Below are 15,198 nucleotides of genomic sequence, written 5' to 3'. Positions count from 1 at the left end.
TCCAGGTTTTAACCGTCCTCGCTAGGCTCTGCGGAAGCACCAGTCAGGATGGGGTCACGGATGGAGAAACCGCCGCCGGCGGGCCAGAAGCCCGGCGCGCAGCCCGCAGCACTCCCACAAGGACCGAGGGCGAGCAGGCTCACCACCATCGTGCTGATCGTCTCCCTCGTCCTGGTCGTGCTCACGGCGGGCGTGCTCGGCACCGTCGCGGTGCTCATGACCCGAAACCCCGACTCGCCGCTGTTCGGCGGCAAGCCGCCGATCCGGCTGGGCCAGCCGATCTACTTCGCCCCCATCGACGATCAGAAGGCCGCGCCGTGCCCGGGCGAGGAGGTGGCGCTCTCGCTCGACGGGAAGATCTGCTACTTCCTGTCGCCGGCGGTGGCCGTCTCCGCCGTGCAGACGATCGAGTCGGTCAGGGAGAAGGACGGCTACGGCGTCAGGATCGCCGTCGCCCCCGCCTTCCGCGACGCGCTCGCCGCACTGATCAAGGAGCGCGTCGACCAGCAGATCGCCATCGTGGTCGGCCAGGAGCAGAACGCCACCGTGCTGGCCGCCCCCACGGTCGCCCAGCAGATGAGCGGCGACAGCCTCAGCATCGCGGGTTTCACCAAGGAGAAGGCCGACGAGCTGGTGAAGGCGATGCTGGGCGCCGTGACGCCGCCCGCCACCCCGAGCGCGCCGGTCACCCCGAGCCAGGGGACCACCCCACCGGGAACCACTCAGACCGGCGTTCCCCAGCCCGGAACCACGCCGGGCTCGGACACCGGCACGCCCGCCCCCGCCACAACCCCCACCGGCACGACACCTACTGGTACGACTCCGACCGGCACGGCCCCTACCGGCACCCAGGGCACCGGCACCCAGGAATCGGGTACCTCGCTCAGCGCCGGTGCGGAGAAGCGCTACCCGAGCTGCGCGGAGGCCAAGGCGGCAGGGTACGGCGGGCCGTACCAGAAGGGCCGGCACCCCCAGTACCTCTGGTACACCGACAAGGACGCCGACGGCTTCGCCTGCGACCCCCAGGACGGCTGAGGCTCACGGCCGGTAGGGCCCCGAGACGACCTCGTAGACGTAGATGACCAGGTTGGAGTACCCGGGCGTCTCGATGAGCAGCGCGAACCACGTCTTCGGCCGCGTCGGGACGTAGGAGCTCGCGGCGACCCTGACCCGGCCGGTCTTGCAGCACAGGGACGTCGGCACCGGCCGCACGAACGGGACGGCCCGCAGCGGTCCCTCACCGACCGAGCCGGTGAAGCCGCCGTCCATCTCGCGGCTCTCCTGCGCGTCGAACGGGTTGCCCATGCCGTCGGCGCCGACCACCTGCCCCGCACTGCGCCCGCCCAGCTCTCCCGCGCAGGGGTCGGCCACGGACTCGGTCCTGAACTGCATCGACGCGGTGATCGTGTCGCCGCTGCGGAGCTGGCGCACGGAGCGGGTGAAGTTCCACCTGAAGCGGAGCGTCTCCTTGCCGCCGGGGCAGAGCTGGTACCTCTCGCCCGGGACGCGGATCCGGATCTCGCCGCCCCGCACGCTGGGCGCGCGCACCGACTCGAACACGGCGTCAGGATCGGTGGGATGGAATCTGATCTCGGCCAGTCGCCACGTGGTGGGCTGCGCCCGCGCTCCGGTCGCGGGCGCGGCGCCGAGGACGCCGAGCAGGGCGACGCCGACGGCACTCACGGCGGTGTACCTACGAAGGTGGCTCATCGTGGCAGCCCCCTGTTCGTTCTCCTCAACTGTCTCACCTGGTCAGGACGGTGAGCAATCTGTCAGAAGAGGCCGCTGATCGCGAAGTAGGCCAGGAACACCGCCGAGACCACCCACAGCAGCCAGGGGATCTCGGAGAACTTCCCGCGCGCCGCCTTGATGACCGTGTAGGCGATCACGCCCGCTCCCACCCCGTTGGTGATGCTGTAGGTGAACGGCATCAGCGCGATCGTCAGGAAGGCGGGCACCGCCAGTTCGAGGTCCTCCCACGGCACGTTACGGCTCTGCGTCATCATCAGCGCGCCCACCAGCACGAGCGCCGGAGCCGCGGCGGCGGCCGGCACCACCTCGGCCAGCGGTGTGAACAGCATGGTCAGCCCCAGCAGCGCACCGGTCGCGACGCTGGCCAGACCGGTGCGGGCGCCCTCTCCCACGCCCGCCGCCGACTCCACGAACACCGTGTTGGGCGCGGCGCTGCACACCCCGCCGATCACGCCCGCGACGCCGTCCACCGTCAGGATCGCGCCGAGCCGCGGCACCCTGCCCTGCTCGTCGACCAGCGAGGCCTCGTCGGCGACGCCGATGATGGTGCCCATCGCGTCGAAGAAGCCCGACAGCACGAGCGTGAACAGCACGATGGAGGCGGTGACCACCCCTGCGGTGGCGAACCCGCCGAACACGTCGACCTGGCCGATCAGCCCGAAGTCGGGCGGAGAGATCACGGCCTCGGGCACCTTGGGCACGACGACGCCCCACTGCTTGGGGTCGATCACGGCGACGGCGTTCACGACGATCGCGACGACCGCGGTGATCACGATGGACAGCAGGATCGCGCCCGGCGTCTTGCGGACGAACAAGACGATCATGAGGAGTAGCCCGAAGGAGAAGACGGCCACGGGCCAGCCGGTCAGCCGTCCGGTCGCGCCGAGCTGCAGGGGAGTGGCGCCGGTGCCGGAGACGAAGCCCGCGTCGACCAGGCCGATCAGCGTGATGAACATCCCGATGCCCACGCTGATGGCGTGCTTGAGCGCCAGCGGGATCGAGTCCATGATCAGCCGGCGGATGCCGGAGACCGCCAGGATGATGATCACCAGGCCTTCGAGCACGACCAGGCCCATCGCCTGCGCCCACGTCATGAACGGGGCCGCCTGGTAGGCGACGACGGCGTTCAGCCCGAGCCCGGCCGCCACCCCGAAGGGGGCGTTGCCGACGAAGGCCATGAGCAGCGTGCTGACCGCCGCCGCCAGCGCGGTCGCCGTGGTGAGCTGGCCGATGTCGAGGCGCGCCCCGGTGACGTCCGTGGCGCCGGCCAGGATGATCGGGTTGAGCAGGATGATGTAGGCCATCGCCATGAAGGTCGTGACCCCGCCACGAATCTCGCGCCCGACCGTCGCCTCGCGCGCGGAGAGCTCGAACAGCCGGTCGAGCACGATCATCCCCCTTGCCGTCGAAGGGGGATGATCGTTTATCTACCCCGGTTCGCCCTGCGGCTACCGCTGCTCGTGCTTGCCGCCGCCGACCAGGGCGACGAACTCGTCCAGCGTGATGCTGCCGTCGCCGTCACGGTCGGCCGAGGCGACGAACGCCTCGATCTCCTCGTCGGTGACCCCGTGACCGCCCAGCGCCTGGTTCACCTGCCGGATCTCGACCGCGGTGAGCACGCCGTCGTGGTCGGTGTCGAACTTCTCGAACTCGGCCTTGGCCGCCTCGCGCGCTTCGGACATGGGGGTTTGTTCCTCCGTGTTGGTTGGGCCGTTGTGGTTGGGCTTGTGGACGATCCAACCTAGCGTGTGGGGATCCCGACGATGTGCTCGGGCCGTACCGGCACCCTGGTCAGCGCGACGCCGGTGGCGTCGCGGACGGCGGCCACGATCGCGGGCGTGGAGGAGAGCGTCGGCGGCTCGCCCGCCCCCCGCAGCCCGTACGGCGCGGCCGGGTCGGGATTCTCCATGATCGACAGCTGCATGGGCGGCATGTCGAGCACGGTCGGGATGAGGTAGTCGGTGAAGGACGGGTTCAGCACCCGCCCGTCGCGCACCTGGATCTCCTCCATCAGCGCCAGGCCGAGCCCCTGCGCCGAGCCGCCGTGGATCTGCCCCTCCAGCGCGGCCGGGTTGAGTATCCGGCCGACGTCCTGGACGGCGGCCAGCTCCACCACCTTCACCAGGCCCAGCTCCACATCGACGTCCACGACCGCCCGGTGCACGCACAGGGCGAGCTGCGTGTGGGAGTCGGCCTGCCCGGTGACGGGGTCCATGGGGTAGGTGGGCCGGTGCCGGAACTCCCGCGTCTCCTCGATCGGCCCGTGCTTCTCCAGCGCCTCGACGACCGGCAGGCCCTCGAACCGTTCCCGTACGGCCTCGCAGGCCGCCTTGACCGCGCCGCCGGTCACGTAGGACTGGCGGGAGGCCGACGACGAGCCGGCCGAGCCCACCTTGGTGTCGGCGGTGGCGACCGTGACCTTGTCGATGCCCAGCTCGGTGCGGGCGATCTGGGCCTGGATCGTCACCAGGCCCTGCCCGACCTCGGCGGCCGCGGTGTGCACGGTGGCGTGGGGCTCGCCGCCGATCAGCTCGACCCGCACCCTGGCGGTGGAGTAGTCGTCGAAGCCCTCGGAGAAGCAGATGTTCTTGATGCCGACGCCGTAGCCGACGCCCCGCCGTACGCCCTCGCCGTGGGTGGTCTGGGAGACGCCGCCCGGCAGGTCGCGCAGGTCCTCGGCGGCGGGGCCCGGCATGGGCATCGCGGCCAGCTCGCGCAGCATCTCGGCCAGCGGCGCGGGAGAGTCGATGATCTGGCCGGTGGCCAGCGCCGAACCCTGGGAGACGGCGTTGCGGACGCGGATCTCGACCGGGTCGAGCCCGCAGGCGGCGGCCAGCTTGTCCATCTGCGACTCGTAGGCGTAGCAGGCCTGCACCGCGCCGAACCCGCGCATCGCGCCGCACGGCGGGTTGTTGGTGTAGACGCCGGTGGCCACGATGTCGACGTTCGGCGCCTCGTAGGGGCCGACGCCGAGCGAGGCCGCGTTGCCGACGACGGCGGGGGAGGAGGAGCAGTAGGCGCCGCCGTCGAGGAGGATCTCGGCCCTGACGTAGACGAGCTTGCCGTCGCGGGTGGCGCCGTGCTCGTAGCGCATCCAGGCGGGGTGGCGGTGCACGTGCCCGAAGAACGACTCCTCGCGGCCGTAGACGATCTTGACGGGCCGGTCGAGACGCAGCGCCAGCATGCAGGCGTGCACCTGCATCGACAGGTCCTCGCGGGCGCCGAACGCGCCGCCCACGCCCGCCAGCGTCAGCCGTACCTTCTCAGGGGGCAGGCCCAGACAGGGAGCGAGCTGGTCGCGGTCCACGTGCAGCCACTGCGTGGCGATGTAGAGATCGACCCCGCCGTCCTCGGCCGGTACGGCCAGGCCCGACTCGGGCCCGAGAAAGGCCTGGTCCTGCATGCCGACCTCGTACTCGCCGGTGACGACGACCTCGGCCGCGAAGGTGTCGCCGACCCTGACCGGCTGCCTCCTGACGAACTCCGTGGCCAGGCGGGGGTCGGTGACCGCCTCCCGCACCTCGTAGTCGACGACGATGGCCGCCGCGGCCCTGCGCGCGGTCTCCGGATGCTCGGCCGCCACGAGCGCCACCGGCTCGCCCTGGTAGCGGACCTGGTCGATGGCCAGGACCGGCTGGTCCTTGTGCTCCAGGCCGTAGAACTTCTCGCCCGGCACGTCCTCGTGCGTCAGTACGGCCAGCACCCCCGGCATGGCCAGCGCGGGGCCGATGTCGATCGACCTGATCCACGCCGAGGCGTGCGGGCTGCGCAGTGTCACGCCCCACACCATGCCGTCGAGCCACAGGTCGGAGGAGTAGGCGAACTCGCCCGTCACCTTGAGGGTGGCGTCAGGCCTCCTGACGCTCTCGCCGACGCCCTGCCGCGTCGTGCTGACCGTCTCCGTCATCTTCCGAGTACAGCACCCCGCGAAGGGGCGGCCTATGTCTGTGATGTGAAAACACGGTAAGCCGTCCTTGGGTCCGCTTGTATATTCCTCCAAGTGCGCATCAGGGACCTGCTCGCCGTCTCCGAGCTCGGCCTCACCCTGCTGACGGGGGACGAGGACACCGAGTTCACCGCCGTGCACGTCACCGACCTGCCCGAACCCGGGCGCTACCTCACCGGCGGGGAGCTGGTGCTCAGCGGGCTGATGTGGCGCCACGAGCCCGCCGACTCCGCCCGCTTCGTCGCGGCACTGCAAGCCGCGGGAGTGGCGGCACTCGGCGCCGGCCTGGCGTGGCTCGGCCACGTCCCCGGCGACCTGGTGGACGCGTGCGCCGAGGCCGGCCTGCCGCTGCTGGAGATCCCGACCCCCGTCTCCTTCCGCGCCGTCGAAGAGGTCGCGGCCCCGCGGCTGTCGGGCGAGGTCAGGGCCGCGCTCGGCCGCCAGCGCAGGATCGTCGACGCCGTCGCCGAGGGCGCGGGCCTGGCCGAGCTGTTCTCCGCGACCGCCGCCGAGCTCGGTGTGCGCGGCGCGGTGCTCTCCTCCATCGGCGAGGTCGTCGTCGGCTCCTGCGCCGAACCCCTGGCGCTGGCCCGCGCCTACCTGTCGGCCTCCAGACTGCCGTGCGTGGCGCACGGCCACACGTTGTTCGGCATCGGGCGGGGGCACCGGGCCGGAGGGTGGGTGCTGGCCTGCGAGGGCGACCTGCTCGGCCGCGCCGACCTCGGCTTCGAGCTGGCCGCCTGCGTGGCGCTCGAACGCACCAGGATGGAGGAGGGCAGGCGGGTCGAGCGCCGGCTCGTCGAACAGCTCGTCGCCGCCGCCCTGGCCGCCGAGGCCGACCCCGTCGAGCTCAACGCCCGATTGCGCACGTGCGGTCTTGGGCCGGGCGAGCCGTACGCGGCGGTGACGGCGACGGCCCTGCGCCCGGGGGCCACCCGCGGCCCCGACCCGGCCACGCTGGGTGGGCAGGTGCTGGAGGAACTGCTGGGCCGCGGCATCGTCGCCGCAGTGGGCACGGTGGATATCGGTACGGCGGGCGGCGCTGCGGGCGCGGTCGGTGTGGTGGGCGCGGTGGCGCTCGTCCCGCTGGCCGGTCCTGTCTCCGCGCTGGCCGACCGGTTGCGCGCGGGTCTCGGGGTGCTGTCGGCGCTGCGCGACACCACGGTGTCGATCGGCGTGAGCGGCGCCCTCACCGGAGCATCATCGATCAGGGGCGGGATCGAGGAGGCCGGCCACGCCCTCCGCATGGCCCAGGCCCGCTCCGGCGGGGTCGTCACCAGCGACGAGATCTACACCCACGCCCTCCTGCTGGCCACCGTGCCAGGCGACGTGCGGCGCTCGTTCACCCGGCGGCTGCTGGAGCCGCTCTTCGACTACGACGCCAAGCACCAGTCGGAGCTGGTACGGACCCTCGGCGCCTTCCTCGACACGGCGGGGTCGTGGAACGCGTGCGCCGAGCGGATGCACGTGCACGTGAACACGGTGCGGTACCGGATCAGGCGCGTGGAGGAGCTGACGGGCAGAGACCTGTCGACGATGGCCGACCGGGTGGACTTCTTCCTCGCCCTACGAGCCCGCTGACCAGCCCCCGCCGTTCAGCCCGCCCGCCGTTTCACCGGCCCGCCCGCCGATCAGCCCGCCGTAGGGTCGGCACACCTGCCGGATCAGGGCGTCCGCGTCTCCGAGCGCCCGTCGATCAGACCAGGCCGGCGAGCGGTAGCGCGTCGACCGCCCCCTGGGCCTCCCGCTCCTCCGCCACCAGGCGGCTGAACTCGGCGGACTGCAGGGCGCGCGACATCGATATGGCCTCGCTCAGGAAGGCGCGCGCCCGGCGGGGGCGGCCCAGCAGCCGATGCGCTCTGGCCAGGGCGATCAGGCAGTTCATCTCGGTGTTCAGCGACTTCACCGTGCGGGCGAGCGCCAGTCCGGACGACAGCGCCTCGACCCCGGCCTCGAGGTCGCCCCTGTCGACCTTCACCAGGCCGAGCGCGCCCAGGATGGCGCCCTCGTGACCGAGGTCGCCGACCTCCCTGGCCATCGTCAGCGCGCTGGACAGGCACTCCTCCGCCGCGTCGTACCTGCGCAGCCGGCCGTTGGCGTGTCCGGCCATGAGGAGCGCGTAGCGCTGGCCGACCTGGGAGCCGATCTCGGTGGCGATCCTCAGCTGCGCCATCGCGTGGCGCAGGGTCAGGTCGTGGCGGCCCACGTCGACGTAGGAGTTGGCCAGGTTGCCGAGCGCGCGCTGCTCGGCGAACCTGTCGCCGAGCCTCCTGGCCAGCCTCAGCTCCTCGGTGAGATGGCGGACGGCTGTGTCGGCCTGGCCCTGGTGGCCGAAGCCGCTGGCGATCCCGCCATGGGCCTCCAGCGCCATCGTGTCGTCGCTGAGCCGCCTGGCGACCGCGAGGGCCCGCTGGCACAGCGAGATCATGTCGACCAGGCGGTAGGAATGTCGATGGAACCAGCGCAGGGCGATGCTGAGCGCCGCTCCCAGGCGCGCGATCCGCTCGTCGGGGTCGTCCATGGCCTGGGCGGCCGCGGCCACCAGGTTGGGCTCCTCGGCGTTGAGCCAGTCGTGCGCCTCGTCGCGGCCGGTCAGCGGGTGCGGGCGCATCTGGACGGCGGGAATGTCGGCCTGCACCCTGTGCGGGTCCATCAGGCGGGTGGCGTGCTCGACGGAGACGAGGTAGTAGCCGAGCACCCGGTCGAGGCAGGCGACGCGGTCGGTCACGGCGTGCTCGCCGGCGAACAGCCTGACCAGGTCGTGCATCTGGTAGTGCCAGGCGCGGCCCCGCTCGACGAGGTTGGCGTCGACCAGCCGGTCGAGGGCGCGCTCGGCCTCGGCGGCCGGGGTGTCCAGCAGGGCCGCCGCGACCCGCGTGCTCACGTCGGGCACCCTGACGAGGGCCAGCAGGACCAGTAGCTTGGCCGCCGTCCTGTCGGTGGGATGGTCGCTGTCGTTCAGGGCCTGCCAGCTGGCCGTCAGGCCTGACCTGACGGCCAGGTCACCGTACTCCAGCTCGTGGAGTCTGCGCTGCTCGTCGGCCAGGCGGTCGACCAGCATGGCGACGCTCCAGTCGGGACGGCTGGCCAGCCGCGCGCCCGCGATGCGCAGCGCCAGCGGAAGGCCGTCGCACAACCTGACCAGCCTGGTCGTCGCGGCGGGGTCGGCGGAGGTACGGCCGGCATCGGTCAGCCTGGCCAGCATGGTGACCGCCTCGGACTCCCGCAGCGTCCCCAGGCGTACCTGCACGCAGTCGTCGGCGGGCGTCAGCGTCTCCCTGCTGGTGACCAGCACCGCGCAGCCCGCGGGGACCGACAGCAGCGGCCGCACCTGGGCGAGGTTGGCCGCGTCGTCGAGCAGCACGAGGACCCGCCGCCCGCTGAGCAGGCCGCGCCACAGCGCCGCGGCCTCGTCGAGGTCGAGCGGCACCCGCTCGGGCGCAGTGCCGAGCGCCCGCAGCAGCCTGCCGAGGGCCTCGGACGGGGCCAGCCGTTTGACCCCCGGGGTGCCCCCGCGCAGGTTCACGTAGAGCTGCCCGTCGGGGAAACGATGACCGACGGCGTGCGCCACATGGACGGCCAGCGCCGACTTGCCCGCCCCCGGCGGCCCCGAGATCGCCACCACGGGCGTGGGCGGCGCCTCGTCCCACGGCGCGAGGTGCGAGCGGACCCTGAGCTGCTCGGTGGTACGGCCGACGAAGCCGAGCAGGTCGCGGGGGAGCTGGCGCGGCACTGTCACAGCCGCGACCACCGCAGGCACCGTCGCCGCCGGGTGCGCCGGATGCCCCTCGTGCGCTGGGTCCGCCGAGCGTGGGGTCTGGCCGTGCAGGATCGCGTCGCGGCAGGCGCGCAGCCGCTCGCCGGGATCGACGCCGAGCTCCTCGGCCAGCAGCCGTTCGCCCTCCCTGAACACCTCGAGCGCCTCGGCCTGGCGGCCGTCCAGATGCAGGGCGCGCATCAGCGACTCACGCAGCCCCTCGCGCAGCGGCTGCTCGGCCACGAGCCCCAGCAGCGTGGGAAGGACCTCCTGGTGCCTGCCGAGCTCGACCATGACCTCGGCCCTGCGCTCCATCGCGGTGACGCGCAGCTCGTCGAGGTGGAGCCGGCGCGCCTCGGCGAACGGCCCCGGCACCCCGGGGAGCGCGGGCCCCCGCCACAGTGCCAGCGCCTCGTCGAGACAGCGCAGACAGCCGTCGAAATCGTTTTCCGCACGCCGCCGCGCGGCCTCGTCGAGGCGGCCGGAGAAGGCCACGCAGTCGACGTGGAGAGGATCGACGCGTAAGGCATAGCCGCCGGGGACGCCGACGAGTATCCTCGGCTCTCCACGCGAGCCACGCTCGGGTTCGAGGACACCGCGCAATCCGGCGACATACGTGTAGACGCTCTGTTCGGCGCTTTTCGGCGGGTTGTCACCCCAGAGGCCGTCGATGAGGTGTTCTTTCAGCACCACCTTGCCGGCCGAGCAGGCGAGCATCGCCGCGATCGCCTGCTGACGTGGTGCGCCGAGAGGGACCTCGCGTCCTTGGAGCCGTCCGAACACCGGGCCCAGGAGAGCGATGAACACACAAGCCTCCGGAATTCGCCGCAAGCCTAGCCTCAAGCACACAGCCGATCGAAGATCGATATCGCCTGTAGTTGAAATATAGACGGGCTGGCTACGCTGTTAATCCCTCATAGGAATGCCGAAAGCCCCCGAATTGTGGCGATTCGAGGGCTTGACGAAGCGGCGTCTTCCAGTAAGCACCGGCCGTACTAGCAGCAGAGGTAGTCGTACGGCCGCTTAGGAGACACTTCGGCGCCAGCGGTCGTAACATGTCCTCCAACCGTGGCAACAGCCGCGAAGAGGACAGTGAGTGCGGACATGACAAGTCGCTTGCGCATGGGGGGTTCTCCCTCGCTCAGGTGGTGCGTGAAGTACATCATCCCAGGGAGACGTCGCCGTGACTACATCTGATCTGGTCGGACTCCGTATCAAGACGGTCCGCCGCCAGCGTGGCCTGTCGCAGGCCCAGCTCGCCCACCCTGAGTTGTCGGACAGTTATGTCTCTCTGATCGAGAGCGGTAAGCGTACGCCAACCCCCGCGGTGCTGGAGCTCCTGGCCCAGAAGCTCGACTGTTCGCTCAGCTACCTCGTCAACGGCGTGACCGCCGAGCAGATGAACGACCTCGAGCTCGGGCTGGGCTACGCGCGGCTCGCCCTGGAGAACGGCGAGGTTCACGAGGCCCGGACCAGGTTCGCCGAGCTTGTCGCGGACAACAACCTGACGGGTCTGACCGCTCTTCGTCAAGAGGCGGAGTACGGCCTGGCGCTCGCCACCGAGGCCACGGGCGACATCGCCGAGGCCATCAGAATCCTCAGGCGCCTCGACGGCGAGGGCCTCAGCGCCGATCGCCACGTGGAGATCGCGCTGGCGCTGTGCCGCTGCTACCGCGACAGGGGCGAGCTGGTCGCCGCCGTCGAGGTCGGCGAGCGGATCCTCACCGGCGCGGTGCGCCCCGCCTGGACCGACGGCCTGGTGGAGCTGGGCGCGACGCTGCTGTCGGTCTACTGGGTGCGCGGCGACCTGCTGCGCGCCCGCCAGTTCTCCGCCGAGCTGCTGGCCGCCGCCGAGCTCCTCGGCACCCCGCGCTCGGCCGTCGCGGCCAGCTGGAACGCCGCCAGGATCGCCGAGTCCGTCGGGCGGGCAGAAGAGGCGCTCAACCTCGTCGAGCGGGCCTACGCCATCCAGTCGGAGAACGCCACGGCCCCCCGCAACCTGGCCAGGCTCCGCGGCGCCGTGGCGGCCCACCGCGCCAGGCTCCAGCCGCACGACACCGACAAGCTCAGAGAGCTGTTCACCCAGACGGCCAAGGACATCGCCGAGACCTCGGCGGGCGTGACCGACCAGGCCATCGCCGAGCTGCAGCTCGCCACGGTCGAGCTGACCGCGGGCAACCCCGAGCGCGCGGCCGAGCACGCCAGGGCGGCCGAAGCCCTGCTGGCCGACCAGACGCCCGAGATGGACGCGCACATGCGGATGCTGCTGGCCAGGGCGCAGGGCGCCATGGGCGACACCGAGGCGGCGCTGGCCAGCGTCCGCGAGGCGGTGGGCTTCATGGAGCGGGTCTCCACCTCGCGTCAGGCGGCCACCAAGTGGTACGCGGTGGCCGAGACGCTGGAGGAGCTCGGCGACGAGGAGGCCACGGTCGAGGCCTACCACCGGGCCCTGGCCTGCGTGGGGCTGTAGCGAGGTCACTACCGGGCAGGGCGGTGGGTAGCCTTGGGGATGCCATGAACAGATCCCCGCTGGCGGCCCTCACCGCCCTGCTCGCCGCCCTGCTCACGGGCCTGGTCGCCGCCGTCGTCGTCGCGGCGCCGCCCGCGTTCGCCCATGACGCGCTCAAGAGCAGCGACCCGAAGAAAGACTCCACCGTCAAGACGCTGGAGCAGGTGGAGCTGGAGTTCAACGCCACTCCGAAGCTCCCGTTCGTGATCGTGCGCTCCGCCGACGGCGCCGAGGTGCAGGAGGGCAAGCCGGAGATCGACGGCAAGGTTGTGACGCAGCGGCTCAAGGGCGTGCTGCCCGACGGCGGCTACACGATCGCCTTCAGGGTGGTCTCCTCCGACGGGCACCCCATCGAGGGCGAGATCCCGTTCAAGGTGAAGGGCGCGCCGCAGCCGACCCCTTCCGAGCAGCCCGCCTCTGCGGCTCCTTCCGAGGAGCCCGCCTCCGCGGCTCCCCAGAAGAGCGCAACTGCCGTGGCCGCGGACCAGCCGGCCGTACAGCAGCCTGCCGCGCAGCCGGCGGCCCAGTCCACCCCGAGCTTCCCCGTCTGGCTGATCATCGTGATCGGCGCGCTGGTCGGCATCGGCATCGGCTTCCTGCTGAGCGCCAGGAAGAAGAAGTGACCAGAACCGCGCGGCTCGCGCTCGCGCTGGCAGGGGCGGCGCTCGTCGCCCTGGTCATCGGCATGATCGCCGGGGGCGCGGCGTTCCCGCGGATCATCCCGGGCCTGCCCGACGAGGGCACGCTGACCCGGTGGGGCCTGCCGATCGCGAAGATGACGATGGACCTCGCGGGCGTCGTCACCGTCGGCCTCCTGCTGGCCGCCACCGCCTTCCTGCCCAACGACAAGGGCATGCTCGGCAAGTCCGCGCTGCGCTACGTGCAGCAGTCCTCCTGGACGGCGCTGGTCTGGGCCGGCGCGGGTGCGCTCACCATGATCTTCACGCTGTCGGAGCAGCTCGGCCTGCCCGTCGCCGACGTGCTCGGCGGCAACGAGCTGTCCAGCTTCGCCAGCCAGGTCGGCCAGGGCATCGCGCTCACCCTCGTGGTGCTGTTCGGCGTCGCCATCGCGCTGTTCTCCCGCGGGGTCATCACCGCCGGCGCCTCGGCGGGCCTGCTGATCCTGGCGCTGGTGACGCTGCTGCCGCCCGCGCTGACCAGCCACGTCTCCTCCTCGCCGAACCATGGCCTGGCCACCACCGGCGTGGCCGTCCACCTGGTGTCGCTGGCGCTGTGGGTCGGCGGGCTGACCGTGCTGATCATCCACGGGCTGCGCAGGCAGCCGCAGCTGGAGGTGGCGGCCAACCGCTTCTCCAGGATGGCTGTGTGGTGCTACATCGGCGTCGGCCTGTCCGGCGTCTTCAGCGTCCTGGCGAGGCTGACCGCGATCAGCGACCTGTGGACCTCCGCGTACGGCGTGCTCCTCGTGGCCAAGACCGTCGCGTTCGTCATTCTCGGCTACATCGGCTGGTGGCACCGCCAGCACACGGTCGGCCAGCTCGACAAGGGCAAGCCCGGCGCGTTCACCCGCCTGGCCGTCGGCGAGCTCGTGCTGATGTCGGCCACCATGGGCCTGGCCGTCGCGCTCTCGCGCACCACGCCGCCCGCCACGACGCTGCCCGCCGACCGCGCCTTCGAGCTGCTCGGCTTCGCGATGCCGCCGCAGATCTCGCTCGCCAACCTGGCCACCCTGTGGTGGCTCGATCTGTTCTTCGCGCTGCTCGCCGCCGCACTCGGCGGCCTCTACGCGGCAGGTGTCGTACGGCTGCGCCGCCGCGGCGACGCCTGGCCGTGGGGCCGCACCGTCGCCTGGTTCGTCGGCGTCGCCATCCTCGTCATCGCCACGCAGAGCGGCATGGCCCGCTACGCCAAGGTGCTGTTCAGCGTCCACATGATCGAGCACATGACGCTCGCGATGCTGGTGCCGATCTTCCTGGTGCTCGGCGCGCCCGTCACGCTGGCCCTGCGCGCGCTCAAGCCCGCCGCCCGCCGCGGTGACAGGGGACCCCGCGAGTGGCTGAACGTCATCCTGCACAGCAGGTTCGTCCGCGTCGTCGCCCATCCCGCGGTCGCCACCGCCATCTTCATCGCCTCGACCTACGCGCTCTACTTCACGCCGCTGTTCGGCGCGGCGATGGAGGAGCACCTCGGCCACATCACGATGACGCTCCACTTCCTGGCCAGCGGGTCGCTGTTCTTCTGGGTGATCATCGGTGTCGACCCCGCGCCGCACAAGCTGCCGCACGTCGGCCGCCTGCTGACGCTGTTCGTCACCATGCCCTTCCACGCCTTCTTCGGCATCGCGCTGATGATGATGGGCACTGTCGTCGCCGCCGAGTGGTACGAACAGCTCGGCCGTACCTGGGGGGAGTCGTCGCTGCTCGACCAGCAGGACGGCGGCGCGATCGCCTGGGGCTTCGGCGAGATCCCCACCTTGATCGTGCTGCTCGCACTGGCCTTCCAGTGGTACCGCGACGACGACAGGAAGGCGCGCAGGGCCGACAGGAGGGCCGACGCGCTGGCCGCCCGCACCGGCGGCACGGGCGACGCGGAGCTCGATTCCTACAACGACTACCTGGCCAAACTCAACCGCCGCGACCAGGGCGAGTAGCCACGCGGCTACGGCCTTCTATCTTCGCCCGCGCGCTTCCCAACCGCCCGGTAACCTTGCGGGCGGGGGAGACGGGCATCACATGTGGTGAGCCGCCGGTCCTGGCCATCGTGGGGGCGCCAGGCACGGCTTCGGTGATCGTCCGCTATGTGCTCAGGAAGGCGAGTGCGGAGTTGGTGGATGAGACGCGCATGCGCGGGGGGCAGGGCCTGGCAGAGGCCCTCGACGAATATCTGACGGACTGGTCGCAGCGCACGGGCATCGCCGTGGAGGTCTGGGCACTTCCACAGAGCGACGTGCCCGCGACGATCGCCAGAGGCGTGCTCGCCGTGGTCGAGGAGGCGCTGCTCAACGTCGAGCTGCACAGCCGCGCCGCCACGGTCTCCGTGGCCGTCACCGCGGGCAGGCAGGGGCTGCGGCTGACGGTGAGCGACGACGGCGACGGCTTCGCCATGCCGCACGAGCGCAGGGGCATCGCCCGCATGCGCGCGCTGATGGCCGAGCTCGGCGGCAACCTGTCGGTCACCAGCGTGCAGGGCGAGGGCACGACCGTGACGGGCAGCGTGCCACGCAGACGTTGATGCCACGCAGGCGTTGATCCGGTACGGCGGGGCGGCCCCGCC

General features: G+C 71.6%; 11 protein-coding genes. 6 read left to right on the top strand and 5 right to left on the bottom strand.

What is annotated here, in order from left to right; all coding sequences use genetic code 11:
- The first annotated feature begins 60 nt into the window (after positions 1 to 60).
- The gene (locus tag ACFXJ8_RS04695) at positions 61 to 1,035 is read left to right on the top strand and encodes an excalibur calcium-binding domain-containing protein (RefSeq protein ID WP_379642425.1); all 975 of its coding nucleotides are present in this window, start codon (positions 61 to 63) and stop codon (positions 1,033 to 1,035) included.
- Positions 1,036 to 1,038: 3 nt separating this feature from the next.
- Here the strand turns inward: ACFXJ8_RS04695 and ACFXJ8_RS04690 are convergent, their stop codons facing one another.
- The 4 genes from ACFXJ8_RS04690 to ACFXJ8_RS04675 all read right to left on the bottom strand — a co-directional run bounded on the left by ACFXJ8_RS04690 (position 1,039) and on the right by ACFXJ8_RS04675 (position 5,659).
- Positions 1,039 to 1,710, bottom strand: a complete 672-nt coding sequence (locus ACFXJ8_RS04690; protein ID WP_379642424.1) for a hypothetical protein — start codon at positions 1,708 to 1,710, stop codon at positions 1,039 to 1,041.
- A 62-nt stretch (positions 1,711 to 1,772) separates the two neighbouring features.
- Positions 1,773 to 3,146, bottom strand: a complete 1,374-nt coding sequence (locus ACFXJ8_RS04685) for an NCS2 family permease (protein ID WP_379642423.1) — start codon at positions 3,144 to 3,146, stop codon at positions 1,773 to 1,775.
- Positions 3,147 to 3,200: 54 nt separating this feature from the next.
- Positions 3,201 to 3,488: an EF-hand domain-containing protein gene (locus tag ACFXJ8_RS04680; RefSeq protein ID WP_379642564.1), complete on the bottom strand. Its 288-nt coding sequence runs from the start codon at positions 3,486 to 3,488 to the stop codon at positions 3,201 to 3,203.
- 5 nt (positions 3,489 to 3,493) lie between these two features.
- Positions 3,494 to 5,659, bottom strand: coding sequence for a xanthine dehydrogenase family protein molybdopterin-binding subunit (locus tag ACFXJ8_RS04675; protein ID WP_379642422.1), 2,166 nt, complete (start codon positions 5,657 to 5,659; stop codon positions 3,494 to 3,496).
- Positions 5,660 to 5,752: 93 nt separating this feature from the next.
- Between ACFXJ8_RS04675 and ACFXJ8_RS04670 the strand changes: the two genes are divergently transcribed.
- On the top strand, positions 5,753 to 7,279 hold the full coding sequence (locus ACFXJ8_RS04670; RefSeq protein ID WP_379642421.1) for a helix-turn-helix domain-containing protein: 1,527 nt from the start codon (positions 5,753 to 5,755) through the stop codon (positions 7,277 to 7,279).
- Positions 7,280 to 7,394: 115 nt separating this feature from the next.
- Here ACFXJ8_RS04670 and ACFXJ8_RS04665 read toward each other — a convergent pair whose 3' ends face one another.
- Positions 7,395 to 10,262, bottom strand: coding sequence for a BTAD domain-containing putative transcriptional regulator (locus ACFXJ8_RS04665; protein ID WP_379642420.1), 2,868 nt, complete (start codon positions 10,260 to 10,262; stop codon positions 7,395 to 7,397).
- Positions 10,263 to 10,638: 376 nt separating this feature from the next.
- On the opposite strand from ACFXJ8_RS04665, the gene ACFXJ8_RS04660 reads away from it, so the two are divergent.
- The 4 genes from ACFXJ8_RS04660 (at position 10,639) to ACFXJ8_RS04645 (ending at position 15,156) form a co-directional block, all read left to right on the top strand.
- Positions 10,639 to 11,925 carry a helix-turn-helix domain-containing protein gene (locus tag ACFXJ8_RS04660; RefSeq protein WP_379642419.1) on the top strand — a complete coding sequence of 429 codons (1,287 nt, stop codon included), beginning with the start codon at positions 10,639 to 10,641 and terminating at the stop codon, positions 11,923 to 11,925.
- A gap of 44 nt (positions 11,926 to 11,969) precedes the next feature.
- Positions 11,970 to 12,587: a copper resistance protein CopC gene (locus tag ACFXJ8_RS04655; protein ID WP_379642418.1), complete on the top strand. Its 618-nt coding sequence runs from the start codon at positions 11,970 to 11,972 to the stop codon at positions 12,585 to 12,587.
- On the top strand, positions 12,584 to 14,575 hold the full coding sequence (locus ACFXJ8_RS04650; RefSeq protein ID WP_379642417.1) for a cytochrome c oxidase assembly protein: 1,992 nt from the start codon (positions 12,584 to 12,586) through the stop codon (positions 14,573 to 14,575). Before ACFXJ8_RS04655 ends, ACFXJ8_RS04650 begins: the two co-directional genes overlap by 4 nt.
- 134 nt (positions 14,576 to 14,709) lie before the next feature.
- The gene (locus tag ACFXJ8_RS04645) at positions 14,710 to 15,156 is read left to right on the top strand and encodes a sensor histidine kinase (protein WP_379642416.1); all 447 of its coding nucleotides are present in this window, start codon (positions 14,710 to 14,712) and stop codon (positions 15,154 to 15,156) included.
- The last annotated feature ends 42 nt before the right edge of the window (positions 15,157 to 15,198 follow it).

Origin of the sequence: Nonomuraea sp. NPDC059194 (assembly GCF_042754765.1) — a bacterium.
Taxonomy (GTDB): domain Bacteria; phylum Actinomycetota; class Actinomycetes; order Streptosporangiales; family Streptosporangiaceae; genus Nonomuraea.
This window is presented reverse-complemented; position numbering and strand designations above follow the sequence as displayed.